Origin of the sequence: Nocardia sp. GCM10030253 (assembly GCF_042675075.1) — a bacterium.
GTDB lineage: Bacteria > Actinomycetota > Actinomycetes > Mycobacteriales > Mycobacteriaceae > Nocardia.
Genome location: NZ_JBHTDL010000005.1, coordinates 779,106 through 805,047, shown reverse-complemented (window position 1 = coordinate 805,047; position 25,942 = coordinate 779,106). Strand labels below are relative to the sequence as shown.

26 protein-coding genes and 1 pseudogene are annotated in these 25,942 nt (G+C 66.5%); 13 read left to right on the top strand and 14 right to left on the bottom strand.

The genetic code is table 11. The features are described from left to right. Positions 1–28 precede the first annotated feature (28 nt). Positions 29–574: a hypothetical protein gene (locus tag ACFQZZ_RS12060; protein ID WP_378678168.1), complete on the bottom strand. Its 546-nt coding sequence runs from the start codon at positions 572–574 to the stop codon at positions 29–31. Positions 575–587: 13 nt separating this feature from the next. Next, positions 588–1,223 (bottom strand): DUF6474 family protein, encoded by a 636-nt coding sequence (locus ACFQZZ_RS12055; protein ID WP_378678165.1) that lies wholly within the window; start codon positions 1,221–1,223, stop codon positions 588–590. A gap of 234 nt (positions 1,224–1,457) precedes the next feature. On the opposite strand from ACFQZZ_RS12055, the gene ACFQZZ_RS12050 reads away from it, so the two are divergent. From ACFQZZ_RS12050 to ACFQZZ_RS12040, 3 genes are all read left to right on the top strand, one after another. Continuing rightward, a complete protein-coding gene (locus tag ACFQZZ_RS12050) occupies positions 1,458–3,191 on the top strand; it encodes a TM0106 family RecB-like putative nuclease (protein WP_378678162.1) in 1,734 nt (577 codons plus the stop codon). Beyond that, positions 3,188–5,143, top strand: a complete 1,956-nt coding sequence (gene htpG / locus ACFQZZ_RS12045) for a molecular chaperone HtpG (RefSeq protein ID WP_378678159.1) — start codon at positions 3,188–3,190, stop codon at positions 5,141–5,143. The genes ACFQZZ_RS12050 and htpG overlap by 4 nt, the downstream gene beginning before the upstream one ends. Before the next feature lie 208 nt (positions 5,144–5,351). Further along, positions 5,352–6,170, top strand: coding sequence for a class I SAM-dependent methyltransferase (locus tag ACFQZZ_RS12040; RefSeq protein ID WP_378678156.1), 819 nt, complete (start codon positions 5,352–5,354; stop codon positions 6,168–6,170). A gap of 96 nt (positions 6,171–6,266) precedes the next feature. Here the strand turns inward: ACFQZZ_RS12040 and ACFQZZ_RS12035 are convergent, their stop codons facing one another. After that, entirely contained in the window at positions 6,267–7,034 is a 768-nt protein-coding gene (locus tag ACFQZZ_RS12035) for an SDR family NAD(P)-dependent oxidoreductase (protein ID WP_378678445.1), read from the bottom strand. A gap of 151 nt (positions 7,035–7,185) precedes the next feature. Here ACFQZZ_RS12035 and ACFQZZ_RS12030 point away from each other — a divergent pair, with 151 nt between their 5' ends. Continuing rightward, complete coding sequence (locus tag ACFQZZ_RS12030) at positions 7,186–8,064, top strand: SDR family NAD(P)-dependent oxidoreductase (RefSeq protein WP_378678153.1); 879 nt, start codon at positions 7,186–7,188, stop codon at positions 8,062–8,064. Between the two features lie 42 nt (positions 8,065–8,106). After that, a pseudogene (locus ACFQZZ_RS12025) lies at positions 8,107–8,277 on the top strand (TetR/AcrR family transcriptional regulator); the annotation flags it as partial. Positions 8,278–8,668: 391 nt separating this feature from the next. On the opposite strand, the gene ACFQZZ_RS12020 reads toward ACFQZZ_RS12025, so the two are convergent. From ACFQZZ_RS12020 to ACFQZZ_RS12010, 3 genes are all read right to left on the bottom strand, one after another. Beyond that, positions 8,669–9,445 (bottom strand): TMEM165/GDT1 family protein, encoded by a 777-nt coding sequence (locus ACFQZZ_RS12020; RefSeq protein WP_378678151.1) that lies wholly within the window; start codon positions 9,443–9,445, stop codon positions 8,669–8,671. Positions 9,446–9,739: 294 nt separating this feature from the next. After that, positions 9,740–10,267 carry a peptidase gene (locus ACFQZZ_RS12015; protein WP_378678148.1) on the bottom strand — a complete coding sequence of 176 codons (528 nt, stop codon included), beginning with the start codon at positions 10,265–10,267 and terminating at the stop codon, positions 9,740–9,742. Between the two features lie 399 nt (positions 10,268–10,666). Further along, positions 10,667–11,290, bottom strand: a complete 624-nt coding sequence (locus tag ACFQZZ_RS12010) for a superoxide dismutase (RefSeq protein WP_378678145.1) — start codon at positions 11,288–11,290, stop codon at positions 10,667–10,669. 198 nt (positions 11,291–11,488) lie between these two features. Here ACFQZZ_RS12010 and msrA point away from each other — a divergent pair, with 198 nt between their 5' ends. Further along, a complete protein-coding gene (gene msrA, locus ACFQZZ_RS12005) occupies positions 11,489–12,169 on the top strand; it encodes a peptide-methionine (S)-S-oxide reductase MsrA (RefSeq protein ID WP_378678141.1) in 681 nt (226 codons plus the stop codon). A gap of 77 nt (positions 12,170–12,246) precedes the next feature. Here msrA and ACFQZZ_RS12000 read toward each other — a convergent pair whose 3' ends face one another. Then, positions 12,247–12,858: a hypothetical protein gene (locus ACFQZZ_RS12000; protein WP_378678138.1), complete on the bottom strand. Its 612-nt coding sequence runs from the start codon at positions 12,856–12,858 to the stop codon at positions 12,247–12,249. 548 nt (positions 12,859–13,406) lie between these two features. Between ACFQZZ_RS12000 and ACFQZZ_RS11995 the strand changes: the two genes are divergently transcribed. From ACFQZZ_RS11995 to ACFQZZ_RS11980, 4 genes are all read left to right on the top strand, one after another. Then, positions 13,407–13,778, top strand: a complete 372-nt coding sequence (locus ACFQZZ_RS11995) for a rhodanese-like domain-containing protein (protein WP_378678136.1) — start codon at positions 13,407–13,409, stop codon at positions 13,776–13,778. 110 nt (positions 13,779–13,888) lie between these two features. After that, positions 13,889–14,902 carry a DUF4328 domain-containing protein gene (locus ACFQZZ_RS11990; RefSeq protein ID WP_378678133.1) on the top strand — a complete coding sequence of 338 codons (1,014 nt, stop codon included), beginning with the start codon at positions 13,889–13,891 and terminating at the stop codon, positions 14,900–14,902. Then, positions 14,899–15,666: a glycerophosphodiester phosphodiesterase gene (locus ACFQZZ_RS11985; RefSeq protein WP_378678132.1), complete on the top strand. Its 768-nt coding sequence runs from the start codon at positions 14,899–14,901 to the stop codon at positions 15,664–15,666. Before ACFQZZ_RS11990 ends, ACFQZZ_RS11985 begins: the two co-directional genes overlap by 4 nt. A gap of 100 nt (positions 15,667–15,766) precedes the next feature. Continuing rightward, the gene (locus ACFQZZ_RS11980; protein WP_378678130.1) at positions 15,767–16,687 is read left to right on the top strand and encodes a DUF5926 family protein; all 921 of its coding nucleotides are present in this window, start codon (positions 15,767–15,769) and stop codon (positions 16,685–16,687) included. Positions 16,688–16,990: 303 nt separating this feature from the next. On the opposite strand, the gene ACFQZZ_RS11975 is transcribed toward ACFQZZ_RS11980, so the two are convergent. From ACFQZZ_RS11975 to ACFQZZ_RS11955, 5 genes are all read right to left on the bottom strand, one after another. Then, positions 16,991–17,539, bottom strand: a complete 549-nt coding sequence (locus tag ACFQZZ_RS11975; RefSeq protein WP_378678127.1) for a ferritin — start codon at positions 17,537–17,539, stop codon at positions 16,991–16,993. A gap of 71 nt (positions 17,540–17,610) precedes the next feature. Further along, a complete protein-coding gene (locus tag ACFQZZ_RS11970) occupies positions 17,611–18,159 on the bottom strand; it encodes a ferritin (RefSeq protein WP_378678125.1) in 549 nt (182 codons plus the stop codon). 10 nt (positions 18,160–18,169) lie between these two features. Beyond that, complete coding sequence (locus ACFQZZ_RS11965) at positions 18,170–19,612, bottom strand: LCP family protein (protein ID WP_378678122.1); 1,443 nt, start codon at positions 19,610–19,612, stop codon at positions 18,170–18,172. Between the two features lie 191 nt (positions 19,613–19,803). Next, entirely contained in the window at positions 19,804–20,598 is a 795-nt protein-coding gene (locus ACFQZZ_RS11960; RefSeq protein ID WP_378678120.1) for a CPBP family intramembrane glutamic endopeptidase, read from the bottom strand. Between the two features lie 173 nt (positions 20,599–20,771). Further along, positions 20,772–21,533 (bottom strand): DUF2470 domain-containing protein, encoded by a 762-nt coding sequence (locus ACFQZZ_RS11955; protein ID WP_378678117.1) that lies wholly within the window; start codon positions 21,531–21,533, stop codon positions 20,772–20,774. A 148-nt stretch (positions 21,534–21,681) separates the two neighbouring features. On the opposite strand from ACFQZZ_RS11955, the gene ACFQZZ_RS11950 reads away from it, so the two are divergent. From ACFQZZ_RS11950 to ACFQZZ_RS11940, 3 genes are all read left to right on the top strand, one after another. Further along, entirely contained in the window at positions 21,682–22,110 is a 429-nt protein-coding gene (locus tag ACFQZZ_RS11950) for a hypothetical protein (RefSeq protein WP_378678114.1), read from the top strand. 207 nt (positions 22,111–22,317) lie between these two features. After that, on the top strand, positions 22,318–23,232 hold the full coding sequence (gene pheA, locus ACFQZZ_RS11945; RefSeq protein ID WP_378678111.1) for a prephenate dehydratase: 915 nt from the start codon (positions 22,318–22,320) through the stop codon (positions 23,230–23,232). Further along, on the top strand, positions 23,229–23,894 hold the full coding sequence (locus ACFQZZ_RS11940; RefSeq protein WP_378678109.1) for a histidine phosphatase family protein: 666 nt from the start codon (positions 23,229–23,231) through the stop codon (positions 23,892–23,894). The genes pheA and ACFQZZ_RS11940 overlap by 4 nt, the downstream gene beginning before the upstream one ends. Positions 23,895–23,909: 15 nt before the next feature. On the opposite strand, the gene ACFQZZ_RS11935 is transcribed toward ACFQZZ_RS11940, so the two are convergent. Further along, entirely contained in the window at positions 23,910–24,740 is an 831-nt protein-coding gene (locus tag ACFQZZ_RS11935; protein WP_378678106.1) for an ESX secretion-associated protein EspG, read from the bottom strand. Continuing rightward, complete coding sequence (locus tag ACFQZZ_RS11930; protein ID WP_378678103.1) at positions 24,737–25,897, bottom strand: PPE domain-containing protein; 1,161 nt, start codon at positions 25,895–25,897, stop codon at positions 24,737–24,739. The genes ACFQZZ_RS11935 and ACFQZZ_RS11930 overlap by 4 nt, the downstream gene beginning before the upstream one ends. Between the last annotated feature and the right edge of the window lie 45 nt (positions 25,898–25,942).

Below are 25,942 nucleotides of genomic sequence, written 5' to 3'. Positions count from 1 at the left end.
CTGTCCGAGGGGAAATGGTGCGCGCGGATCAGGCGGGCACCGGTGGCGCGCGCGGACCGATCGCGCTGTTCGGATGAAAGCGGTAGGGCTGTAGGCCGGGATCCGACCAACGGGCCTTTTCGGTGTTCCGTGCGCGATGTGGCCTGGTCAGCGCCACTCGGATCGCGCTGGAGGCCACGGCATAGAGCCGTTCGGCCAATACGATCAGCGCGGCGCAGCCGAGCGTCGCGACGAGGTGCGCAGTGAGCATCCAGCCGTTGGGCAGCGCAGCCGCGGTCGGGTTGGCGGATGCGCCGACACCGGATTCGTGGCCGTGGTCGAGCAATCCGGACAGCGCCCAATGGCTTGCCCATTGCCCACCCGCCAGCAAACCGAGCACGCCGGCGGGATCGCGTGCGACCGGCAGCCTGCCCGCTGCGCACCCGACCGAGGCCGCGACGAACAGCACCAGCGCCGCCCGCGCCGAATCCGGATAACCGCCACCTGCCAGCCCGTGTGCGGCTACGGCGAGCGTGCCGACCACGACGCCGACCAAGCAGCCGTGCAGGCTGCCGGTGATCGGGCCGTGGCGCATCGCGATGGCTGGGTCAGCTCACGCCGAGGCGCGCCAGGACGTCCGCCTCGATCCCGGACAGTTCGTTCGAAATCGACGTGTGCACGGCGCGACGGCGCGTTGCCGGCATCTGCTCCGCGGTCCGCACGGCGGCGGTCATGTTGTCGAGCCGATCCTGGGTGGCGGTGACGAAGGCCTTGCCGTCGCCGTTCTTGCTGCCGCTGATCTTGCCAAGCGCGCCTTCGGCATTGGCGATACGGGCTTGCAGCCTGGCGCCGTGGCCGCTGAAATCACCGAGCTGTTCGATGCCGATGCCGAGCTGGTGGGCACGGCGGGTATCGATCCGGCCGCGAATGAAGGTCGCGGCGCGATAGGCGAGAGGCGCGAGGACGGGGACAAGCACCCGGGCCACCCCGAGGTACTTGCGAACCTGGCTGGCGCTGAACGGATCCCGCTCTGCCTTCGCAGCCAGCTTCAGTGCGGCCTTCTCTTCGGCCTGCAGCGTGGAAATCTGGGCCTTGGCGACCTTGCGCTGGGTACGGGCCTCGGCGCGAAGGGCTTTGCGATCGTTCTTGGCGCCGAGTTTGGCCTCCATAGCGGCCTTGTGCTTGAGGGCTTTCGCCTCGGCCCTGCGGCTCGGACGCCGCTTGCGCTTCGTGAACAACCCCATCGAAGGCCCTCCGTCATGCTGGTTTGCCATGGCAGTACGACGTCGGGGAACGCCCGTCCGCCCATGTCACACGGTTTCTCGCTACCCTAGCCTGTGTCTGATTTGGCGCGCCTGCGGCTCGGCGTGTCCGAGGCCCCCCTCGGCCTGAGTTCACTTGCCGCGCGTCCCGGTCGCAACCTCGGGTCGTGTCATGCGGTTCACGGAGCTGTCGGGGGTAGGGACCATACTGCATATGTGTATTCGGGCATCGGCGACCGCAGCGGTCGCAATCACGAGGGCGGCCATCGTGACGGTACGGCCGACGATCGACCGCGTGATGCCACGACAGCTTTCGTCGATGCCAGGGCGCTGATCGGGTGCCGTCACCGGCTGCATCTCAACGCGACTCATCCCGAAATGCTGACGGGCGTCACCGAGGATGCCGGTGTTCGGCAGCGGCGAGAGGCCGCGTCGGCACACCGGACCCAGGTGCGGGAAGCGCTGATCGCGGCCGATCCGGACAACTGGCTGGTGATCGACCCGACACTGCGTGCCGGAGACCGGGCGGCGGCGACGTTGCGGGCGTGTGCCGCAGGGACACAAAACATTTGGGGTGGGCTGCTGCCGCAGGAGGCGGACACCGGCCGCCGCGGCGGCTCGGAGATCCTGCTGCGCGACCTCGACCGTGGCGGCTATATCCCCGTGATCGTGGTCAATCACAAGGTGACCGACCCGCGCCAGCCCGAACCCGCGGACTTCCATCCGACCACCTCGGATCTGTATCGCTGGGATCCGCAGCCGGATCCACATCGCAAACTGCGCCAGCAGCCGCGCGATCAGCAGCGCCTCGTTCATCTCTACCGGATGCTGCAGCGTCACGGCCTGGCAAGTCCGGCCCTGGTCGGCGGGGTGATCGGGTACCACTTCGACCGCATCCTCGTGCACGATCTCGGTCCGTTGCTCGCCGATTACGACCGGCGCTACGCCGACCGGATCGCCGTGGTCCGCGGCGAATTGCCGACCGTGCCGTCTAAGGTGCCCGAGTGCAGGCAGTGCCCATGGTGGACCAGGGGTGTGACGGGTGAGGAGAGTACCGAGGGCGTCAGCTGTGAGGGCTGGTTGATCGAGCATCGGGATGTGAGCCTGGTGGCGCCGGGTTCGCGCGCCGACGTGCTGCGCGGGCACGGAGTGGAGACGATCGACGATCTGGCCGGGTGGGTCGGCGAGGATCCGGAGGACTGGCAGCACGGACCGTTCGACGAGGCCGTGGTGACCGCGCGGGCGTGGCTCGCCGGTGCGCCGCTGGTCCGCAGGGTCGACAAGGTGTGGGTGCGGCGGGCCGACGTCGAGGTGGATGTCGACCTGGAGAGCTACCAGGAGTACGGCGCGTACCTGTGGGGCACGCTGCTCGACGGACAGTACCGGCCGTTCGCCACCTGGGATCCGCTGCCGACCGCCGACGAGGGCCGCTCGTTCGGTGAGTTCTGGACCTGGTTGATGACGGTGCGCGCCGAGGCCGTCGCCGCGGGGAAAACCTTTGCCGCCTACTGCTATTCGCGCACCGCCGAGGACAAGTGGCTCTATGAGTCGGCGCGCCGGTTCGCGGGGCGGCCCGGGGTGCCGACGGTCGATCAGGTGCGCTCGTTCGTCGACGGTCCGCAGTGGGTGGACATGTTCCAGGCCGTCTCCGATCAGTTCATCTGCCCGAACGGCAAGGGACTGAAGAAGATCGCGCCGGTGGCGGGCTTCGCCTGGCGGGATCCCGAAGCGGGTGGTGAGGCGTCGATGAGCTGGTACCGCCGCGCCGTCGGCTACGAGGGCGAGCCCGACCTGGGCCAGCGCACCCGGCTGTTGGAATACAACGAGGACGACGTGCGGGCAACCATGGTGTTGCGCGAATGGATGCACCCGCGCGAACCCGGCCCACACAGCGCGGACCTCGAGGTTCCTGCCCTTGCCGATTTCGGGCGTCGTAGTATCGCGTCGTGACAGAGCACGTCGAACAACTCGAGTTCCAGGCCGAAACCCATCAGCTGCTCGAGCTGATGATCCACTCGGTCTATTCGAACAAGGACACGTTCCTGCGGGAGCTGATATCCAACGCATCCGATGCCCTGGACAAGCTGCGGCTGGAGTCCTACCGGGACAAGGACCTGCACGTCGATACCTCCGATCTGCACATCGAGCTGGAGATCGACGCGGATCAGCGGGTCCTGACCGTGCGGGACAACGGCATCGGCATGTCGCGCGCGGAGGTCGTCGATCTGATCGGCACCCTTGCCAAGTCGGGCACCGCGGAGCTGCGCAAGAAGCTGAACGAGGCAAAGTCCGAGGCCGCTTCCGAAGAGCTGATCGGCCAGTTCGGTATCGGCTTCTACTCGACCTTCATGGTCGCCGACAAGGTCACGCTGACCACCCGAAAGGCGGGGGAGAACGAGGGCACCCGCTGGGAGTCCACCGGCCAGTCGACCTACACCATCGAAACCCTCGATGAGGCGCCGCAGGGCACGACCGTGTCGCTGCACCTCAAGCCCGCCGACGAAGACGATCACCTCTTCGACTACACCCAGGAGTGGAAGCTCCGCGAGATCGTCAAGAAGTACTCCGACTTCATCGCCTGGCCCATCCAGATGCAGGTCGAGCGGACGATCACCGAGGGTGAGGGGGAGGAGAAGGTCGACAAGACCATCCTGGAAACCCAGACCCTCAACTCCATGAAGGCGCTGTGGACCCGCCCGAAGAGCGAGGTCAGCGACGAGGAGTACAAGGAGTTCTACAAGCACGTCAGCCACGGCTGGGACGATCCGCTGGAGATCATCCCGATGAAGGCCGAGGGTACCTTCGAATACCAAGCGCTGCTGTTCATTCCGTCGCACGCGCCGTTCGACCTGTTCACCCGCGAGCACAAGCGTGGCGTGCAGCTCTACGTCAAGCGGGTGTTCATCATGGACAACTGCGAAGAGCTGATGCCGGAGTATCTGCGCTTCGTCAAGGGTGTGGTGGACGCACAGGACCTGTCGCTCAATGTTTCGCGCGAGATCCTGCAGCAGGATCGGCAGATCCAGATGATCCGCAAGCGCCTGGTCAAGAAGGTGCTGTCCACGGTCAAGGACCTGCAGGGGGCCGAAGACCAGGAGAAGTACCAGACCTTCTGGAAGGAGTTCGGCCGCGTCCTCAAGGAGGGCCTGCTCTCGGACTTCGACAACCGCGAGACCCTGCTGCAGGTGTCGTCGTTCGCCTCGACGAACTCCGACACCGAGCTCACCACCCTGGCGCAGTACGTCGAGCGGATGCAGGACGGCCAGGACGCGATCTACTACATGACCGGCGAGACCCGCCAGCAGATCGAAAGCTCCCCGCACATGGAGGCTTTCAAGGCCAAGGGCCTCGAGGTGCTGATCCTGATCGACCCGGTCGACGAGATGTGGGTCGGTTCGGTGACCGAGTTCGACGGCAAGCCGTTCCAGTCGGTTGCCAAGGGCGAGGTCGACCTGGAATCCGAGGAGGAGAAGAAGGCCTCCGAGGCGCTGCGCGAACAGCAGGACAAGGACTTCGCCGAGGTGCTCACCTGGCTCGGCAAGGCCCTCGACGACAGTGTCAAGGAGGTGCGCCTGACCAGCAGGCTCACCACGTCCCCGGCCTGCCTGGTCGGTGACGTCTTCGACTTCACCCCGATGTTGGAGCGGATGTACCGCGCCTCGGGTCAGCTCGTTCCGGAAACCAAGCGGATTCTCGAGCTCAACCCGACACATCCGCTGGTCACGGGCCTGCGCGACGCCTACGACACCCGCAAAGAGGACGCCGACGCGGGCAAGGTTCCGGAACTCACCGAAACCGCCGAACTGCTGTACGGCACCGCGGTTCTGGCCGAGGGCGGCGAACTGAAGGACCCGGCCCGCTTCGCCCACATCCTCACCGACCGGCTCACCCGCACACTCTGACCTCGCGCCGACCGAAGGCCACCGCCGGTTGTGGAGAAAGTGTGGCCACCCGGTAGAGATACGGTGGTCTTCGGTCGCGCCAGGGTCGTACGGGCGAAATCGATCGGCATGATCTAGAAGTCCTCGCGCACAGTGATATTCGCATAGGTGGGTGGGTCTTCGTTGGTCGCGCGGCTAGCCTTGGGCGAGTCGAAAGGATCGTCCGAATATGCCTGGAAACCCGCTCGCGGCCGCTGAACCCTGGGATCTCGTCGCAGACGAATATGCCGAGTTCGCGCCCGCGATCATGCAGCCTTTCTCCGCTCGCGCTCTCGAACTGGCCGGATTGTCCGCGGATTCGCAGGTCATCGACGTCGCCGCGGGGACGGGCATGCTGAGCTTGCTTGCCGCCGAGCGGGTGGCGCAGGTGCAGGCCATCGACTTCTCCGATCCGATGATCCGTCGACTGGTCGCGGCCGCGCAGGCCGCCGGACTGACCAATATCGAGGCGCAGGTGGGGGATGGGCAGGCGCTGCCGTTCGATGCCGACCGCTTCGGCGCCGGATTCTCGATGTTCGGGCTGATGTTCTTTCCGGATCGTGCCAGGGGGTTCGCCGAATTGTTCCGCGTGCTGAGCCCCGGCGGCACCGCCGTGGTGTCGAGTTGGGCGCCGGTCGTGGAGTCACCGCTCATGCGGATGATGTTCGGCGCCTTCGCCGCCGCGGACCCGAGCATCCATGAGCCGCAGCCCAATGTCCTGAGCTTGGAGAATCCGGACGTCTTTGCCACCGAAATGCGCGAGGCCGGGTTCGCGGGCCTGTCCATTCAGCGCCACACCATCTCGCTGACCTTCGGCAGCGCCGACGAGATGTGGGAAACGATGGTCCGCAGCAGCGCCTCGATGGTCCTGATGCGCCGCAACGTCGGCGAAGAAGTCTGGGCCGAGCGCGCCGCGCTCATGCGCGCCTACCTGGCCGACAACTACCGTCCGAATCGCCCGCTGTCCACCACGGCCTTCCTCGGCATCGGCCACAAGCCGCAGCCCTGAAACGAACTGCGCCCCACGGCCCAAGCGAAAGCCGGGATAGTGGGGCGCAGAATCTTGCTTGGCTCCGCAGGAGCCCAGCGTGACAGGCGGATGAGCCTAACGCGGTGCCATGCGCAGCGCGCCGTCCATGCGGATGGTTTCGCCGTTGAGGTAGTCGTGCTCGACGATGTACTGCGAGAGCTGCGCGTACTCATCCGGGCGGCCGAGGCGGGACGGGAACGGGACGCCGGCCTCGAGGCCCTTGCGGTACTCCTCGGTGACACCGGCCAGCATCGGGGTGTCGATGATGCCGGGGGCGATGGTGTTCACACGGATGCCGAACTGAGCCAGATCGCGCGCGGCGGGAACGGTCATACCGTGCACGCCACCCTTGGAGGCCGAGTACGCGATCTGGCCGATCTGGCCCTCGAACGCGGCGACCGAGGCGGTGTTGATGATGACGCCGCGCTGGCCGTACTCGTCGACCGTGTCGGTCTTGGCGATGGCGTCGGCGGCCAGGCGCATGACGTTGAAGGTGCCGAGCAGGTTCACCGAGATGACGGTGCGGAACAACTCCAGGTCGTGCGGGCCGTTCTTGGAAAGGATGCGGCCGGCCCAGCCGACACCGGCGCAGTTCACGGCGATGCGCAGCGGCACGCCGGACTCGACGACCTTGGCGACGGCGGCGCTGACCTCGTCGCCGCTGGTGACATCGGCCGGAATCAGGGTGACGCCCGCGGGCACGTTGTCGCCCGCGCGCTCGATCGACTGCGGTACGTCGAAGCCGAAGACGGTGGCGCCCAGCTCGGCGAAACGCTTGGCAGTGGCGGCGCCGAGGCCGGATGCGCCTCCGGTGACAATGGCGGCGGAACCCGAAATCTCCACGATGGTCCTCTCGTTCGTGACAGCCAGTTGGCCCTTCGTCAATTGCACCCTAGCCAATGGTGGTGAGAGCCCGATCACGGCACCCTCTCACCCGCCGCGGTGCGCAAAAATATTTGCGAACATTTGTGTTCATCGGTGGTACCGTCGCAACATGAACGTGTTCTCCTCCGCGTCTGTCGCCGGCCGGCGAATCCTCATTACCGGTGCGGCACGGGGAATCGGGGCGTCGCTGGCTCGGCAGTTGCATGCGCGCGGGGCGAAGGTGGCGTTGCTCGGGCTGGAGGCGGATCTGCTCGCCGAGGTGGCGCACGAATGTGGTGACGCACCATGGCGTTACTGCGATGTCGGGGACTCCGCGCAGGTGGAGCGGGTGGTGTCAACGCTGGTCAGCGAGTTGGGCGGGCTGGACGTGGTGGTGGCGAATGCGGGGGTGGCTCGCCAGTTGGCGCTGCTCGGCGGCGACCCAGCGGTGATGGAGGAGACCCTCGCGGTGAACGTGCTCGGCGTCTACTACACGCTGCGCGCCGCCGGGCCGCACATCTGCCATCCGGACGGGTACGTGCTGATCATTTCGTCGCTCGCTGCCGCGGTGAACCTCCCGCTGGCGGGCGCTTACAGCGCGTCGAAGGCCGGGGCGGAGGCGCTCGGCAACACATTGCGCAATGAGATCAGGCACACCGGCGCCAAGGTCGGCATCGCCTACTTCGCCGAACTCGACACCGATATGACCACGCGCGGATTCGGCACCGCCGCCGCACGGGCCATCCTCGGCCGATCCACCGTGTCGGGCGTCGCGCCACTCGGCCCAGCGATCGACGCGGTCGAACGCGCCATCGCCCGCCGCGGGCGCAAGGTCGTCTCGCCGTGGTGGGTGGCATTGGCGCTACCGTTCCGGCCGATCGCCCAGCGTCTCGTCGATATCACACTGCGCCGCGGGGTCGCGCGGGCGCTCGAGATCGCGCGAACCGAAGAGGTGCCCTTCACAACGGACCAGCCGTCGCGGCCCCGCAGAATGGAGCGACATCCCTAGCGTGACCGAGCACCGAGCCCGACCGAACACCGGAGCCACCGAATGACCGAACCGGCCAGCACCGCACGCCAACTCCCTCGGGGCCGTCACGGCCTGCCGCGGGAGCAGGTGATCGCCTCGCAGCGCGACCGGATCCTTGACGCGATGGCCGAGGCGATGGCCGAAAACGGTTATGTCGGAACGTCGGTCGCGGCGGTGCTGAAGCGCGCGGGGGTATCCAGGGAGACCTTCTACGAGCAGTTCCGTTCCAAGGAAGACTGTTTCGAGGCGGCCTACGAGCGGGCGGTCGGCCAGTCGCTGTCGCGCATCGCGGATGCCGCGGCGTCGAAATCCGATGCGGCCGAGGTCGATCCGGGTCGAGCGGCGGCGCCCGACCCCGACCGGATGGACCGCGTTCTCAGCGCATACCTCGACGGCCTCGCCGACGAGCCCGCCTATGCCAGGCTGTTTCTCGTCGAGGTGTACGCGGTGGGTTCCAAGGCAGTGGCGCGCCGCGCCCTGCTGCAGGAGTCGTTCGTGGCGTTGATCGCCGATGTCCTCGGCGCGGGCACCGAGGAGCAGCGCTTTGCCTGTCAGACCCTCGCCGCTGCGGTCAGCGCGATGGTCACCGCTCGTATTGCGGCCGACGATCTGGATGGACTTCGCGGGCTGCGTGCACCGCTGCTCGATCTGGTCCGTCGTAGCGGTGACCTGTACGGGACGGCGATGTTGCAACACGGCGCCGTGCGCGCCTGAGCAGCAGCGCCAGGCCCGCGAGGGCCGGTGCCACCGCGGCGATCGCGCCGCCGAGCAGTACGCCCATGCCGGGCACGGCCACCGCGAGCAGGGTCGCGGTGCCGAAGTAGAGGAACAGCAATCCGGAGCAGATGCCGATCACCCGTTCCGGCAGATGCTTGCCGACCAGGAGGCCGACGGCAATGGCAAGCGCATCGGCCGCGACCATGCCGATGGTCGATCCGATCCAGACACCGATCCAACTGTTGTCGGTGGCCAGTGCGGCGGTCGCGAACATAGTCCGGTCGCCGAGCTCGGCAAGCAGGAACGCTGACAACACCACGAAATACGGCGCGGTGGTCGTGCGCGGCGGCTTCGGTTCCGGGTCGTCCTCCTCGACACCGAGGTGCTCACGCAGTGTCCACAGGCCGACGGCCAAAAAGGTGATCGCGGCGACCAGTGAGATCGCCCGGGTCGGCAGCGCGGCCCCGAGAAAGAATCCGACGCCGACCGAGATCAGATGCACCACTGCTGTGGCGGAGGTGATCGCGCCGAGCACGACCCACCAGCGGTAGCGCAGCGCGAAGGTCAGCGCCATCAGCTGGGATTTGTCGCCGAGTTCGGCTAGGAAGACGATACCGACGCTCAGCAATATCGTGGCGATCATGTGTGCACTCCCGGGTCTCCGGCCTGCCTGCCGGGAGATCGGGTACGCCTCCGGCCGACAACGAAATAGATGTCTAGGCCGAAGGTCTCGCCCACCGGATCGATACCGGTTCACGCAGCCGGACCCGCGCCATCGTGTGGCCGCAGGTCAGTATGTCGACTGCATGATTGGGGGCTACTCCCCTTCGTTGCTGTCGACTGTACCTCGGTTGCTACCCGTGTGCCAACTTGCGCTTGTCGAAATCACAATGCGCACAATAAGTTTGGTGATCCACGTAGCGGATTTCGGGTTCCCTCACGCAGCGAGCAGCATGGCAAGAACCGCAGTGTCGGGATCACTGATCGGATCCAGCCCCACCCGGCTGACCAGCGAGGTGACGGTGCCGTCGGACTCGGCTTCGGCCCACGCCGCCCGATGCTCGAGCCCGAGATGCGGGACCCCGGGCAGCAGCACACAGCCGGATGCCGCGCCCGCGCATTCCGGCAGCGACGGACGGGTTTCCGAGGGCGGATGCAGCATCAGCAGCGCGGCGGGCACATGATCGGCAAACCGGCCGGGTGCCAGCGCCTCCGCGCCGAGGACGGTGCCTTCGGCCAGCACCAGACCTACTGTGCCTGGCTGTGGGTCGTCCGGCAGCTCCTCGCGCACACCGAACACCGTCGATGTGGTGAGCAGTCCGGGCATGGTGGCCACCCGCACCGCGAGCACCAATACCTGCGCCCATTCCTTTGTGGTATCCGGCCAGCGGCCAGAGATGACGAACCCGCGCAACGATCCGCGCGCTTGGAACGGCGTAATGCCGATCGGTCCATTCGCGTGCATGGTGCCTCCCGTCGTGGAACCGGGGGCGGCTTTGCCCGTCCTCGTACTGTGGACTCTCGAGAATGGCCCACGAATCACCTGGCACACAAGTACCAAAGAGTGCTAACCGGACAAAGCAGACCAGCCCGCAGCCGGCGATGCCGACTACGGGCTGGTGACAAACCGATAGAAGTCGGGGGCGTAGCCCCGCGCGTGTCGCGCAAATGCGCACGCACCATCGACCCCTAGGCACGACATCGTCTTCCGAGCGAAGCGAGATCGAGCATTAGAGTTCGCGGCCCGGCTCGCGTCCGAGTGGGCGAAGCGCATGCGCCGAAGGCGCGAGTCTCGCCCGCTCGGACGCGAGCCCAAGGGGGCCGCGAACACGCAGCGCCGCAGGCGCTGCAAATCAAACACAGCTCAGCCGAAGATGAGGCCCTTGGCCTGGCCGATGGCGCGTGCGAAACGCTCCTGCACGTCTTCCCAGTTCACGACATTCCAGAACGCGGTGACGTAGTCCGCCTTTACGTTCTTGTACTGCAGGTAGAAGGCGTGCTCCCACATGTCGACCTGCAGCAGCGGGATGATGCCGAGCGGCACGTTGGCCTGCTGGTCGTAGAGCTGGAAGGTCAGCAGCTTCTGGCCGAGGGTGTCGTAGCCGAGCACCGCCCAGCCGGAGCCCTGCAGGCCGTTGGCCGCGGCGGTGAACTGCGCGCGGAACTTGTCGAACGAACCGAACTGGTCGTCGATCGCGGCGGCCAGCTCGCCGACCGGCTTGTCACCACCGTTGGGGGACAGGTTCTTCCACCAGATGGAGTGGTTGACGTGGCCGCCCAGGTGGAAGGCCAGGTTCTTCTCGTTCAGGAAGATAGCGGCGTGATCGCTGGCCTCGCGCGCCGCCTCGAGCTTCTCCAGCGCCGAGTTGACGCCCGCGACATAAGCGGCATGGTGCTTCGAATGGTGGATCTCGTTGATCTGCCCGGAGATGTGGGGCTCCAGGGCGCTGTAGTCGTAATCCAGATCTGGCAACGTGTACTCAGCCACGATGTCCCTTCCTAATGTCGGGCTGTGTGTGCCTCGTCTTCGAGCACACTCAACCATCATTCGTACACCCGCTCGGTTCCAACCGGGCCGTGTACCCCCGCATTCCTTCGACCGTGTCTGCCCGCCTGGCACCTACGACCGGCAGCAGGCGGGTGGAGGCAGCAGGCGGGTAGAGGCGGAGGAGACTAGCATCGAACCATGTCCTGGTATGACGAACTAGTGGGACGCGTGCGCCTCCCGGAGCCTGTCATGGTGTCACGGGACAAAGCGCTGCCCGGCCGGGCCGAGCCGCTCGTCGTGCCCGAGAAGCACTTCCTGAACGGGCATCCGATTCATCGGCCGTTTCCGGAGAATATGCAGGTCGCTGTGGTGGCGATGGGCTGTTTCTGGGGTGCCGAGAAGGAGTTCTGGCAGATCGACGGTGTCTACACGACCGCGGTGGGTTATGTCGGCGGCTACACGCCGAACCCGACTTACGAGGAAGTGTGCAGCGGGCGGACCGGGCACACCGAGTCCGTGCTCATCGTCTTCGACCCCGACGTGATCGACTATGCCGGTGTGCTGCGGCGGTTTTGGGAGAACCACGATCCGACCCAGGGCATGCGACAGGGCAACGATCGCGGAACTCAGTACCGTTCAGCCATTTTCACGCTGAGTCCGGAGCAGGCGGAGATCGCGCATGCCACCACGAAGGTCTACGGCGAGCGACTCGCGGTGGTCGGCTTCGGCCAGATCACCACGGAGATCGCGGAGTTGGCGGACCTGTCCGGATTCTTTTATGCCGAGGGCTACCACCAGCAGTACCTGGCCAAGAATCCCGGCGGCTACTGTCCGGTGCACGCCACCGGCGTGAGCTGCCCAGTGGGCCTGGGCGCCTGAGCGGCGGAGGCTGAACGAAAGTACCGCACATCCGGGATCGGATGTGCGGTACGTATGCGGTGGTTGGAGCTGCGGGTTCAGAGCTGCGGCACGATGCCGGGGCGCATGGTCTGCGGATCGCCCTCGTCATGGGCCTTCCACCAGCGCATCCCGCCCGCGATGAACTCCGGTAGTGGGATCTCGCGGCCGCTCTTGTCATGGATGGTCATGTTGTCGAACCACACGCGCACGTCCAGCTCGCGCGGATCGATGCCCTCCTCCTGGGAGAACTCCAGCACGTGCGCGGAGGTGCTGTCACCGATCTTGGTGTCGAAGCTGAGTAGTTCGCTCCACAGCGCCCAGCCGCTGTCGTCCACGTCGATGAACTCCCAGCCGTGCAGCCGTCCGCCGCCGAAACTGCGGATTGCCTCATCCAGCCCATCCAGCTGCAAGGGCAGCACCGTGGCGGCCAGATCATCCCAGCGCTGGATGCGCATCGAAGCGGCGACCCGGCCGACGCCGGTGAAGGTCAGCTGCACCCGGTATTCCTCTGGTGCAGGTCCGTCCGGTGGAAGTGTCAACGCCTCGAGTTCCAGACTCAATCGACGACCCGCCTCGTCGACCTCCAGCCCTAGGCACGTGGCCTCGGACAGAGCGGTGTTGAGCCCAGCCGTGTCCAATCCGTCGAGTAGCCCCCTGCTCACGTTCATGCACCCAGGCTACCGACAGCACCTGCTGGAACCCGGTATTTCATTTTTTCGCTAGTGTTCTCGTTTTTTATGGAACCGAATCGATCCGGGCGTCGTCCAATTAGTTATCGGGACCTGCTCGGCCTCTGGCCCCGAAGCTGCGGCGAATGACCGCTCCGGGATAGCTAGGAGGGGAGTCTCGGATCGGTCATTCGTGTCGCTCGGTTCGCCACGGAGCTGCTGCGCGAGGCCGATTCATCCGGTTTCGGTGCCGTGGCGCTCCTGGATCAAGTGGACCAGCCGATTTCCTGATAGGTCCGAGCTGTGAGTGGTGTGCTGTTCGATAGCCGAGCCCTGTGGATCAAGTTGTGGAATATGTGGATAACTCTGACGAAGATATGCACAAGCAACCCCGTAGCGGGGTGCTCGACAGGATCCAGAAGGACAGAACATACCCGAGGTGACCGACCGCTGTCGAGGCCGTTCCCAGCGTCCGTAGCCGGGCCGTCGCCGACATAGGGCGAGCCCACAACTCCCCGGCAGTGCGGCGACCATGGCAGGATCGAAGAGTGACGAGCCCCGAGGTCCCGTCGGTGCCGGTGGAAGCCGTGCCCGGCGAATTCGACAGCAGCAAGCGCGCCGCGGCCGACGCCGGGCAGGCGATCCTGCTCGACGTGCGCGAGGATGACGAATGGCGGCTCGGGCACGCGCCGGGCGCGATCCACATTCCGATGGTCGATGTGCCTGCCCGGGTGGATGAGCTGGACTACGACGTCGATCTCTATGTCATCTGCAGGCAGGGCGGTCGTTCGATCGAGGTGGTCAAGTACCTCACGCACATCGGTTTCGATGCGGTGCACGTCAATGGTGGCATGGTGGCATGGCAGCAGTTGGGCCGTCCGCTGGTCGCCGAGGGCGACCACCAGGCGAAGATCTACTGAACGAAAGAGCTGAGGTGCGCGTGAGTACGGTGGTGCAACCTTGTGCGCGCTGTGGCGCGCGCTGGGCCGTGCAGACGACCCCCATGCACTGGTGCCCACGCTGCCGAGGCGTGTTGCTGTCACCGGCTCCCATCGACGCCCCCGCCGAACGCCGCAACTACCGGTGGGTGGCGCGGAGGCCCGACCAACGCACCCGCAGATCGTCGACATCGGGCCGCGCTCGGCGGTCGGCCGAAACTCCGCGCTATACCGAGATGCCACGCTGGGGACTGTCGGATCCGCAAGTCCTACCCGCCGCCGCTCCGCAGCGCCCGCTCGGCGCCTTCGCGCAGCGGGCCGAGGCTCTATTGGTCGCCACCGCGGTGGTATTCGCCGTTGGATGCCTTGCTGAACTCGGGCGGTATGGGATTCTGCTGCGCAACCGCACCCGGCTGGTGGATCCCCTGCTGCTGACCGTTTCCGATTACCTGGTCTTCATTTCCGCTCTGCTCGGACTCGCGGTTGCGCTCGCTGCCGCCTTGGCGATGCTCGGTTGGCTGATCGAAGCGCGGCGGGTTGCCTACGAGCGGTCCGGGCGTCGTGATCCGCGCTCGGTGCGGACCCTTGCCCTCGGCTGCCTTGTTCCGGGGGTCAACCTGGTGTGGCCCGGTGTCTTTCTCACCGAAACCGTGACGGTGTCTGCCCAGGATCGACCGGCCGATGCCAGGGTGCTGCGGGCGATCCGAATCTGGTGGTGCGCGTGGGTGTTCGGTGCGATCGTCGCGGTGGCAGCGCTGCTGTGGCGGACCGCGGATTCCTTGCAGGCCAAGGCGGACGGAGTGATGTTCACCGCGTTCACCGACGCCACCGCCGTCGGGGTCGCGTTGCTGACCCTGTGGCTGATGCGGATGATCGAGGGTCGGGATCTGTTCGGCCACACCAAGATCGCGCGCCGCTGGGTGGTCGCGGTCGATCCACGGGTGCCGGTCATCGAACCGGTCCACCCGGGCGGTGCGGCCGAAGCGGATCGGCTCGATTCCGTGAGTTCAGCGGAGCGTGGTGCTGTGGATACCGGCAGCACCGAGGATCAGGACAACGACAGCAGTGCAGTGAATCGTGAGCACGAGGAGGTTGTGGCCAAGTGAGCCAGGGCAGTCGCGCACCGTTCGTCGTCGCGCACCGGGGAGCCTCGGCGGCGCGACCCGAGCACACACTCGCCGCGTATGAACTGGCGCTGCAAGAGGGCGCCGATGGTGTCGAGTGTGATGTCCGGCTGACCAGGGACGGGCATTTGGTCTGCGTGCACGACCGCACCGTCGATCGAACCTCCTCGGGCACCGGGCTGGTGAGCGAGATGACCCTCGATGAACTGAAGGCACTCGATTTCGGAACCGACGGCGCGCCATCGTCGGTGCTCACCCTGAGCGAGCTGATCGAGCTCGTGCTCGACTGGCGCAGCAGGCCGACCAAGCTGTTCATCGAAACCAAGCATCCCGTCCGCTACGGCGCACTGGTGGAGAACAAACTGCTCGCGGAACTCCAGCGTTTCGGTATCGCGACCCCGGCTTCCGCCGACCACTCCCGCGCGGTGGTCATGTCCTTCGCGGCCACCGCGGTGTGGCGGATCCGCCGCTCCGCGCCACTGCTGCCGACGGTGCTGCTCGGTGAATCATCGCGCTACCTGGGCGGCGGCGCTGCGACCACGGTCGGCGCGACGGCAGTCGGCCCGTCCGTGAAAACCCTGCGCGAGCACCCGGATCTCGTCGACAAGGCCGCCGCGGCAGGCCGCGCCACCTACTGCTGGACCGTGGACGAACCCGACGACGTCCGCCTGTGCGCCGACCTCGGCGTCAGCTGGGTCGCAACAAACCACCCCGGCCGCACCAAAGCCCTGCTCGCCCCCGCCTGACCCCGGGCCTGAACAGCCTTGCGGCGCATTCTGCATCGAGTGTGGGCGCGCCGCCGTGGCGCTCGATGCTCATGTGTGCTCACCCTGTAGTTTGCTCCCCGTGGGTAAGAGCAAGCGCAATAGTCCGAAGCCCGGAGGGAACCGGGCGCAGCGTCTCGCCGAGCGGCGAGCGGCGCTGGAGCAGTCGGGACAGGGTGTCGCGCGCCCGTTCGAGGGGCTGGCCGCGGAGTGCGATCTTGTCGCGCTACGTGAGTTCGTGCCGTCGGCGACCGCGACGCTGAAGCTGTCGCCCGGTGTCGCTGCCGAGCGTTCGGTGGTGCTGGCCACGGTGCTGCCCGGTGCGGTCGCCGCGCTGGTGCGGACAGGCGATCAGCCGACCGGTTATGTCGGTACGCAGGTCCAATTCCAGGGCGTGGACCCGGCTTCCGATCTCGCGGCCGCCATTCTGTGGACGCAGTCCGCGGAGCCGGGCGAGTCGCTGTCCGCCGCACAGAGCGTGGCGGGCGGCCCGACCTTGGCCGATGTGATCGATCCTGGCGCCGATCTCGAGCTCACGGTGCATCAGGACTTCGACTGGTGGGTGCCAGAGGGCGTGCAGCCCGACCCGCAGGTCGCCGCGACCATCGAGCAGGCCAAGCAGGCGATCATGCCATCGGCACGGCTGGATCTCGGCGCCGATTCGATCGGTGCGGCCTGGTGGGTCGATGCGGGCGAGAAGGCGCATGTGCGCTGGGTCCGGCCGGAGGACGAGGACGCGCTGATGCTCGCGCTGGCCAGGTTGCACGCCGCGGGCGGACTGCATCTCGGCGAGGGTTCCCGTTTCGCGGGGTCTTTCCGTACGCATGGGCTGCTGGTGCCGGTGTTCGATCTCGATCCCGAGCTGCACGCCACCGAGTGGACCAAGCCCGCCATCGAGTTCGGTGCGCGGCTGGCGGAGGCGCTGGCGTCGGATGCGCCGCTTTCGGCCGATGAGCGTCGCTCGCGGGATGGCCTTCGGTCCCGTCAGATCACCTTGCGGTGATCTGAAAAATATCGAAAGAATTTTGTGAAACACCCTCCTTTCTAATCAGGTCTCGGTTAGGTTCTCTTCATCACCGAAAGATGGTGGTGGTGAGGATAACCTCACCGATCTGATGAGGAAGATAGGGAACATCATGGACGCGATCCTCTTGCTGCTCAAGACACTGCTCAGCTCGCTGAGTGCCTCGTAACTATCTCGCAGAACATTGATGGTGGAGAGTTACCGACTCCGCTCTCGATATACCAGCGACAGGCCCAGCTCGTCGTGACGAGCTGGGCCTGATTGCGTGGCGAATAATTTCGACTAGACGGTGCCGCCCGCAGCGGAAGGAGCGCCGGACGTATCACTCGGACCGCTCATTTCCCTGGCGATGAAATCCTCGAGATCGAAGAGGTTCGCACCAGCGCGATCGGCAATGGTGACCAGCGTCGTCATGTTGGCGACTTCCTCGACCTGTTCCTTGAGGAACCACTGCATGAACTGCTCGCCGAGGTAGTCGCCCTCTTCACGAGCGGTGCTCGCCAATTGGATGATCTGGTCGGTGACGGCCTTCTCTTGCGCGAGCGCCAACGCGATCGGTTCGCGAACATTCTCGAATTTGGATTTCGCGCTGTCGATACCGGAAAGTTCGACGCTGATATCCCGATCCAGGAAGTACTGCACGATCATCATCGCGTGGTTGCGCTCTTCGACCGCCTGCGCATAGAAGCGCTTGGCCAGTTGCGGCAGATCCGCATTGTCGAACCACACCGCGATAGCGATGTATTGATGTTCGGCGTTGAATTCATGCCGGATCTGGTCGTGAAGCAGGCTGTGGAATTTGCTGCGTGGGGACTCCGGATGGCTGGACATGAGAGCGACATTAGCGCTGGTCAGCCCGCGTGTCATCCAAGTGCAACCTTATTGAGGCTAGTATTGCCTAATTAATTCTTTGCTGCCCCTGCCATTTTCGGCGCTGTGACATCGGCGCGCGGGACGGTGCGCAGCTCGCGTGAGACGAAGTCCTCGACATCGAACAGATCGCCTGCGCCACGGTCGACCACGGTCAGCAAGGTGGTTATCCCGGCGACGTCCTCCACCTGTTCCTTGAGGAACCACTGGATGAACCGTTCACCGAGGTAGTCGCCGGAAGTGCGGGCCGCGTCGGCGAGCTCGGTGATCTGGGTCGCGATGGTTCGCTCCGATTCCAGCAGGAAAGCGACTGCGGCACGGGGGGATTCGAAGGTGGACCGCACCTCGTTCAATCCCTCGACCCGGACATCCAGGTCGCGATCGAGCAGGTACTGGACCATGCGCAGGGCGTGCGCGCGGTTCTCACCGGACTTGCCATAGCAAAACTTGGCCAACTGCGGCAGGCGACTCGAATCGAGATAAACCGCTGCGGCGAGGTACTGCTGGGCGGCGGTGAAGCCATGACGGATCTGTGCGCGCAGCAGAGCGGGGAACGGCTGGGCGACCTCGGTGTCGGGCATGCCCTCGACGCTACCTCGTCAGAAGATCGTCCGGGACGGGTTGGTCCTTGGCCAGCGCATCGAAGAATCGACCTGCCTCGGCCTTGTCCCACAGCAGCACATTGCCGCTGTCGGTGTCGTCGAAGCCGCTGATCGGGACGGTGGTCGCCACCGTGTCGCCGCGCAGCGCCCAGCCGAGCTGCCCCAGGTTCCAGATGTGATCGCCGTTGTCGACCTTCAGGGATTTGGCGGTGTCGCGGGCCAGTGGCCACAGCTTGAACGGATTGGCCAGGGTCGCGGTGCTTGTCGCCTTCTTCAGCAGGGCGGCCATGAACAGGCGCTGGTTGTTCATGCGGTCGAGGTCGGCGAGCGCGGTGGCGCGACTGCGCACGAAGCCGAGGGCCTCCGGGCCGCTGAGCCGCTGGCAGCCCGCGGCCAGGTTGATACCGGCCAGCGGGTCGTCGATGGGTTCGGGCACGCAGACATCAATGCCGCCGAGGGTGTCGACGACACCGGCGAAGCCGCCGAAGCCGATCTGCGCGTAGTGGTCGATCCGCACGCCGGTCGCGATCTCGACGGTCTGCACCAGCAGCTGCGGGCCACCGAGTGCGAAGGCGGCATTGAGCTTGTCCTTGCCGTGACCGGGGATGCCGACGTAGGAATCGCGCGGCAGGCTGACCAACGTGGTCGGACCCGACTTCGGGACGTGCACCAACATAATGGTGTCGGTGCGTTCCGGCCCGACCTCGCCGCCGGTGGCCAGCTCCTGTTCCTGTTCGGGCGACAGGCCCGCACGGCCGTCGGAACCGACGAGCAGCCAATTGGTGCCGGGAGTGTCGCCGACGCGGTCGGTGTAGCTCGCCAGCGCGTCGATCCGGTTCAGCGAGTTGTCCAGTTTGATGACAGCGCCGACTGCGGCGAGCACGAGCACCACGAGCAGTACGAGGAACCAACGGAACGGATGCCGTTTGCGGCGTCGGCGCGGAGGTTCGGGTTCACGGTCCCGGCGGGATGGCGGCGCGGCGGGCGGGGGCGGGGGTGGTAAGTCCCGATATTGGCGCGGCCGCGGTGGCGGCGCGTGGGACTGACGCTGTGCGGGATCGTGATATGGGACCGGTTGCTGTGTTGGCTGGTGCGCCGGCGCCGGTCGCGGTTTCCCCATGGGCGGTGGCGGCGTACGCATCGCGGCCTGGTCCGGCGGGACCTGGGAGTACGCCAGGGGTGGCGCGTAGTTCGGCGGGCCATCGCGATGCATCTTGCGCGTTGGTTCGACCGGGGACGGTCCTGGCCGGTGGGGTCCGGGAGCGTGGGGCTCGGCTCGGTGCGGTCCGGGAGTACGTGGCTCGGCCCGATGCGGTCCGGGAGCATGGGGTTCGGCCCGATGCGGACGCGGAGTCGGCGGTTCACCGGGCCTACCGGACGGTGGCGGGACCCGGCGCGTCCGTGCGTTGTACTGGGGGTCGTCGCCATTCATCACTAGGCACTCTACTGATCGGGGGCCGCGCGGGGTGGCCGGATGTGGGTGATCGGGGCTCGGCGGAGCTGGTCGGTGCGGATGCGTCCGTTCGGAATGCTCTCGGGCAGCCGGGGCCCGCTACCCAGCACCGATCGCGAGCGACCGATTATCCGGCGCTCCTATTGAATTCGCGTATCGACCGGACTTGGTTACGGCAACCAGGAAACATGGCCACGCAAGATGGTGTAGCCGATGTAGGCCACCGCGTCGATGGTGGCATGGGCCAGGATCAGTGGCCACAGACGGTTGGTGCGCTGCCAGTAGCGGCCGAAGATCACGCCCATCACCAGATTTCCGAGGCCGCCGCCCAGGCCTTGATACAGGTGGTAGCTGCCGCGCAGCAGCGCCGAGGCCAGCAGCGACGAGTTCTCCGACCAGCCGAGCTTGCGCAGCCGGGTGATCAGGTACGCGACCACCACAATTTCCTCGGCCGCCGAGTTCGCGCATGCCGAAAGAATGAGGGCGGGCAGCCGCCACCAATAGTCGCCGAGCGAACTCGGCACGATGGTGACACTGACGCCCAACGCGTGTGCGATCAGATAGAGGCCAAGCCCGGGCAGCCCGATGATCGCCGCGAGCGCGAGCCCGGGCAACACGTCCGAACGCCAGCGCAACCGCGCCAGTCCGATCACACGCGGTCCGATTCCACTGCGCCACAACAGGTACAGACCCAACGCCGCCCACCCGGCCAACCGCAACACCCCGAGCAGCTGAAACAGCAGGTCGATCGTCGACTGAGTGGCCCGTGACGGGTTCAGCGCGACAGTCTGTCCCCGCACACCACCGGGCGACAACGCGCTTTCGATCAGCGACAGCGCGGCGTTGAGCCCGCTCAACCCGAAGGTGACGACCAGGACGATCGCGATCTCGAGCCGAATGGCGAATCGCTCCCGATCCGTCTGCTCGGGCTCGTCCCAGGTGGGAACCGATTCAGCGGCGCACATGCGGTCGAATCTATTGCCCCGCGCACAGTATGCGGGTACCGCCGGTCTCGGTATTGGCGCAAGTGGAGGTCAGACCCGCCCCACCGGTGTTCCCTCGAAGTATCTCGCGCACCGAGCAACCATGGCCTAACCGTCGCCGAGGAAGCATGGCCGAGGATGTAGTTGGTGCTGACTCAAATGCGGCGCAGGCCGTTCAGAAAAGGACAACCCGCGAGGGTGCGGACGGCGCGGCTCAGGGATTCGATGTCCTCGACGGGGCTGTTGAACGGGAGCCGGAAGTCGTGATCGCCGTCGATGCCTTCGACGCGCAGGGTGAGGCCATATCGGTCGATGGCCAGCGGGTGTACCGCGCCACGCTGTAGGCGGGGCGGCAGGTGGCGGGCGAGTTGGGCGACGACATCCGCGTGGTCGGTGTCCATGTGCTGCAGCCACGCGGACTCGAGCTCGCAGAACGGGTCGGGCTCGGCGAGGCGGAGTTCGTCGACGCAGACGGATTCGGCGCCGGTCGAGTCGGCCATCACCGCGGAGTTGATCACCACCCGCAGCAGGGTTGCGGTGTGCCCGACGTCGAGCAGGCCAGGATGCGGAAGGTCCTTGGCCACCTCGGAGGCCAGCGCGCGTTGCGCTCGAGTCGGCACCGTGCGCACCCAGCCGCGCAACCAGACCAGTGCCCGCACCGGCTCCCGCAACGTCAGCGGCGAGTGGTCGGTGAGCTCCAGCACCGCGGGAGCGCCCATGTCACCGGAATTCGCGGCGAGCACCGTGGCCATCGACGCGGTCGGCACCGCGATGACCGCATCACCGCATTGCCGCAGGTGATGTACCGAAACCGAGGTCGGATCGATGCCCGGCATCGCAAGCACCGCCTCCTCCGCATGCGCGCAGGCACTGCGCACCCGCTCGGCGGTGGATGGTGCGACGGTCGGGTTCGGCATGCAGACCTCCAGTACTTGGCATTGCCCCGCTTCGCTCGGCGATAGCTTAGGTAAACCTAAGCTAAGTCACGCGTCGTTGTTCCGCAAGCGTTCGCATCGCTGGAGATCCTGAAAGTTCCGCGAGACCGGCCATGGCTACGGTGAGGGCATGGCGGATGGATCGGGAGAACCGGTGTTGGTTTCGTTGACGGCACCCGCGCGACGAAGCCTGGTCGAGGGTCTGGTGCGCGCCACCGGATCCGGAAACCGGGATTCCGCGGCTCGCACCGTCGATGTGGATGTCTCGGATGCGGAGATCGCCGACTTCCTCGCGGAGGTCGCACACGCGGATACCGGGTTCATTGCCCGCACCGCCCATGGCGATCGGGCTCTGGCAATCATCGCGGCAACCGTGGCCGCCCTGTGCGGCGAGGACATTCGCGCCGCCCTCGCCACCCCGAATATCGCCTTCCTCACCACGCTGAAACCCCCGGCGATCGAGGCCGTTCGCACTGTCCTGCTCGCCATCGAAACCGAAACGCCGGATGCGGTGACCCATTCCCTCGCGCCACTCGCTGTTGCGGATTCACCCAGGTGACAACTGATTTCGGCACCCCGTGGGTGGCTCACGGGTTCCGTTGGGGCCGTGGCAAGGAACGTGATCGCCGGTGCACGGCAGGTCGGCGGTAGTGCCCGACCGCAGGAAAGCAGGACACGATGCGGCGGAGGCGGTGCCGGGTGAACATAACTTCTCAGTGCGCCGAATTTTTCCAGCACACCGGCAACCGCAAGTACTGTCGTAACCGTGCCGCGAATCGCGTACTTCGGTCCGTCCGGAACCTTCACCGAGATGGCCCTTGCCAAGCTCGAATCCTCGGAGGCCTTCGAAGGGCCGGTCGAGCGGGTTGCCGCGCCGAGCCAAGGGGCCGCACTCGACCTAATTCGGGCCGGTGACGTCGACGGCGCGGTCGTGCCGATCGAGAGCTCCGTCGAAGGATCCATCTCGGCGACGCTGGACTCACTGGCTCTCGGCCCGCGACTGCAGATCGTCGCCGAGACCGAGCTGGAGGTCACCTTCACGATTCTCGCCAGGTCGGGCACCCGGCTCGCCGATGTGCGGACACTGGCCGCCTATCCGGTGGCCGGGGCACAGGTGCGTCTGTGGGTATCGCGCAACCTGCCGAACGCGCAGGTGTACACGTCGGCGTCGAATGCCGCCGCCGCGGAAGACGTGGTCGCGGGTAATGCCGACGCCGCGGTCTCCACCGCACTGGCGGGCGAGCGCCTCGGGCTGAAGGCGCTGGCGTCGGGTGTGGCCGATCACGAACAAGCGATCACTCGATTCGTCCTGGTCACACGGCCTCGGGTGGCGCCGCACGCGACCGGTGCGGACCGCACGTCGATCGTGCTGGAACTCCCCAACGAACCGGGCTCGCTGATGCGCGCGTTCGCCGAATTCGCCACTCGCGGTATCGATCTGACCAGAATCGAATCCCGCCCGACCCGGACGGGTCTCGGTACCTACCGCTTCTATCTCGACTGCGTCGGGCACATCGATGACTCGGCGGTCGCCGAGGCGCTCAAGGCGCTGCATCGCACCGCACGAATCAGGTTCCTCGGTTCGTGGGCCGCGACCTCGGCGACGGGTACCCCGCCGCCGTCGGACGAGGCGGCCGCAGAATGGCTGACGCAGCTACGAAAGGGGGTGGCGGATCTATGAGCGGAAAGCTGATTCTGGTCCGGCACGGCGAGACCGAGGGCAATGTCGCCAAGATCCTCGACACCAGGGTGCCGGGGCTCCCGCTCACCGAACGCGGTGCGGCGCAAGCGAAGACGTTCGGCTCGAGTCTGCTCGCGGCGCCGCGAGCGGTGTTCTGTTCGACGGCCCTACGCGCCCGACAGACCGCCGGATACATCGAGGCGGCGACCGGTGTGCCTGCCGAGGTGCTCGAAGGAGTACACGAGGTGCAGGTCGGCGACCTGGAGGGCCTTGGAACCCAGGAAGCGCACGAGGCCTTCCAACGGGTGTACCGGGCCTGGCACGAAGGCGATCTTTCAGAGCGCGTGTCAGGCGGTGAGTCCGGGTACGACGTGCTCGCCCGCTTTTTGCCGGTGATCGAGACACTCCGGACGACCTACCTGGCGTCCGAAGCCGATGGCGGCGACGTCCTGCTGGTCAATCATGGCGCTGCCATGCGGCTGGTATCGCGAACCCTCAGCGGGGTAGCGCCGCCGTTCACCACCAACAACCATCTCGACAACACCGAGACCATCGAATTGGTGCCCCGTGCCGTCGGCGGCTGGGAGTGCATCCGCTGGGGCCGCTTCACGCCCCCATTCGGCTACGTGGTCTCATCGACCGCCGACGACCCGATGGGTTAGCCAGCAATGGATCGGTCAGGTCAATGCCGGGTTACGAGGGAAGTCCTCGCGTTCCGGCAGCGCACTGATCAAGTCCTGCAACGCAGTTCGTAACCGTCCCGTGGTGCCGCTGCTCAGCGACGTCCACTTGGTGCCGTCGTCGGAAACACTTGCGGTGGCGATGAATCGGCCGCCGCGGGTGTTGAACACGGCGATGTGGTTCTCGGCGTAGTCCTTGGTGCCGTCGCCGTAGATCACGCCGACGATCTCGGCGTGCGAATGGATCTCGACCATTGCCGAGGCGATCGCTTGTGCGTCGTGGGCTGGTTGGCCCACCTTGGCGAGCCGGGCGGCGGTCGCCTTGGCGTCGCCGGTGTCGTCGAAGATCGGGACGAGCTGTTCGGTCTCGGCTCGCATACCGGTCAGTTCGAGTGGCTCGGCAGTTCCGAGCGCCGAGATCACCGGGCCGGGCAGGTCGTCGTCGACTTGGTCGATGACATAGGAATGCGGCCCGCGAAGGGCGACGGCGACGAAGTCGTCGCCCTTCGCCAGGCACATGCGACTCGCGTTGCCCTCCACGAACAGTCGTATCGCGACCACCCAGTGCGGTCGGTACAACGTCCGCAGTCGGTCTTCGAGTTCCTGGTGTACCACATCGCCGATCAGGAGCTCCCGATCGGCGAGCGACTGAGCGGCCACGGCCATCGCGGCATCGTGGTCGGTCACGTTGTCGTAGCTTCCCATCGCCTGGAGCACGATGGGAAGTTCGTCGATCTCCAGCTTCTCCAGGAGAAACTGCATCTCGTCGAGCGACAGGACAACCGCCGCGAGCATCGACGGGCCGTGGCCCGCACCCAGCACCGTCACTTAGCCGTCCCGGCGGCGTCCGCACCGATGACGCCGTCGGCGGTGTAGCGGCCGTCGTTGAAGTGATCGGCGCGCAGGTAGTCGGCGGACGTGTGCTCGGACTCGTCGTCTTCGCTGTTCTGTGCCCGGGTGCCGAGCAACGGGCTGCCCGAGGCCGCTGCGGGACGAACCGGCGCGGCATCGAGACGGGCCACGTTGACGGGCTCGGCGGCAGCGAGTGTGGCAGGCAGGCCGCCGACTGCGGCGCCGGCGCCCCAGCCTTCGGGGAGCTTGAACGACCCGTTGGGGTTCGCGTTGGGGGTGGATGCCGCCGACCGGGTTGCCGAAGCGGCGGCGGACACCGCGGCGCCCGCACCCATCATCGACATCGGCGCGGCGGCCATGCCACCCATCGACGGCGTCGCCGCGCTGGTGACGGCCGAGATCGCATTGGCGCCGAGGCTGCCGACCGTGCTCACGCCTGAGGCTCCCACCGAGCCGAGGACATTCGCCGCCTGCGTCGCGGCGCTCGCCACGGCGGGGTTGTTCAAGAACCCGGCTGCCGCGGCGATCGCGGACGCCACCGGATCCCCCTGGAATGCGGCCTCCGCCGAGCTCGGGTCCGCGGTTCCCGCACCGCTGGCGATCGCGGGCGGCGGCACGAACTCACCCGGGGTCGCCACCGTCGCGGTGGTTGCCGCCTCGTAGGTCTCCATGGTCAGCGCGGCACGCACGTCCAGCGCGACCTTGGCCGCCTCCGCGATCTCGGAGCTGCCGTTCAGGACTCCGCCGGTGGAAGCAGCCGCGACGCGCGCGGTGTTGACGGCCGCGATCTCCGGGATGCTCGGCATCGCTATCGACGCGACGGTGTATGCGGTTGCGTTCGCGATGGCCTTCGCGCCCAAGGTGGCCGCCATGACACCCTGCTGCTCGGCCCATCCGGTGAAGCCACCCAGCCGGCTGAGCGCCGCGATGCCGTTGACGCCCTGCATACCGATGCCCAACTCGGCCATCACTCGAACGGCGGTCGTGGTCGCGTCGATCCAGGCGCCGGTCATCGCGCCCCACGCGGTGGCCGCGGCCGAGATCGGGATGCCGTGTGCGCCCGCGTTGAGCATTATGGAGTTTGCTTCTGCCAGGCGGGGCAGCCAGAACACCCCGGTCATACCTGCGGTCATGCTTGTTTCTCCCCTTTATCCGTAAATCAATGCTGTCCGCGCGGC

Bases quoted from the DNA above. Each gene is read 5' to 3' on its own strand.
- ACFQZZ_RS12060 (WP_378678168.1), bottom strand. From the start codon at position 574: ATGCGCCACGGCCCGATCACCGGCAGCCTGCACGGCTGCTTGGTCGGC.
- ACFQZZ_RS12055 (WP_378678165.1), bottom strand. From the start codon at position 1,223: ATGGGGTTGTTCACGAAGCGCAAGCGGCGTCCGAGCCGCAGGGCCGAG.
- ACFQZZ_RS12040 (WP_378678156.1), top strand. From the start codon at position 5,352: ATGCCTGGAAACCCGCTCGCGGCCGCTGAACCCTGGGATCTCGTCGCA.
- ACFQZZ_RS12030 (WP_378678153.1), top strand. From the start codon at position 7,186: ATGAACGTGTTCTCCTCCGCGTCTGTCGCCGGCCGGCGAATCCTCATT.
- ACFQZZ_RS12020 (WP_378678151.1), bottom strand. From the start codon at position 9,445: ATGATCGCCACGATATTGCTGAGCGTCGGTATCGTCTTCCTAGCCGAA.
- ACFQZZ_RS12015 (WP_378678148.1), bottom strand. From the start codon at position 10,267: ATGCACGCGAATGGACCGATCGGCATTACGCCGTTCCAAGCGCGCGGA.
- msrA (WP_378678141.1), top strand. From the start codon at position 11,489: ATGTCCTGGTATGACGAACTAGTGGGACGCGTGCGCCTCCCGGAGCCT.
- ACFQZZ_RS12000 (WP_378678138.1), bottom strand. From the start codon at position 12,858: ATGAACGTGAGCAGGGGGCTACTCGACGGATTGGACACGGCTGGGCTC.
- ACFQZZ_RS11975 (WP_378678127.1), bottom strand. From the start codon at position 17,539: ATGTCCAGCCATCCGGAGTCCCCACGCAGCAAATTCCACAGCCTGCTT.
- ACFQZZ_RS11970 (WP_378678125.1), bottom strand. From the start codon at position 18,159: ATGCCCGACACCGAGGTCGCCCAGCCGTTCCCCGCTCTGCTGCGCGCA.
- ACFQZZ_RS11965 (WP_378678122.1), bottom strand. From the start codon at position 19,612: ATGAATGGCGACGACCCCCAGTACAACGCACGGACGCGCCGGGTCCCG.
- ACFQZZ_RS11960 (WP_378678120.1), bottom strand. From the start codon at position 20,598: ATGTGCGCCGCTGAATCGGTTCCCACCTGGGACGAGCCCGAGCAGACG.
- ACFQZZ_RS11955 (WP_378678117.1), bottom strand. From the start codon at position 21,533: ATGCCGAACCCGACCGTCGCACCATCCACCGCCGAGCGGGTGCGCAGT.
- ACFQZZ_RS11950 (WP_378678114.1), top strand. From the start codon at position 21,682: ATGGCGGATGGATCGGGAGAACCGGTGTTGGTTTCGTTGACGGCACCC.
- ACFQZZ_RS11940 (WP_378678109.1), top strand. From the start codon at position 23,229: ATGAGCGGAAAGCTGATTCTGGTCCGGCACGGCGAGACCGAGGGCAAT.
- ACFQZZ_RS11930 (WP_378678103.1), bottom strand. From the start codon at position 25,897: ATGACCGCAGGTATGACCGGGGTGTTCTGGCTGCCCCGCCTGGCAGAA.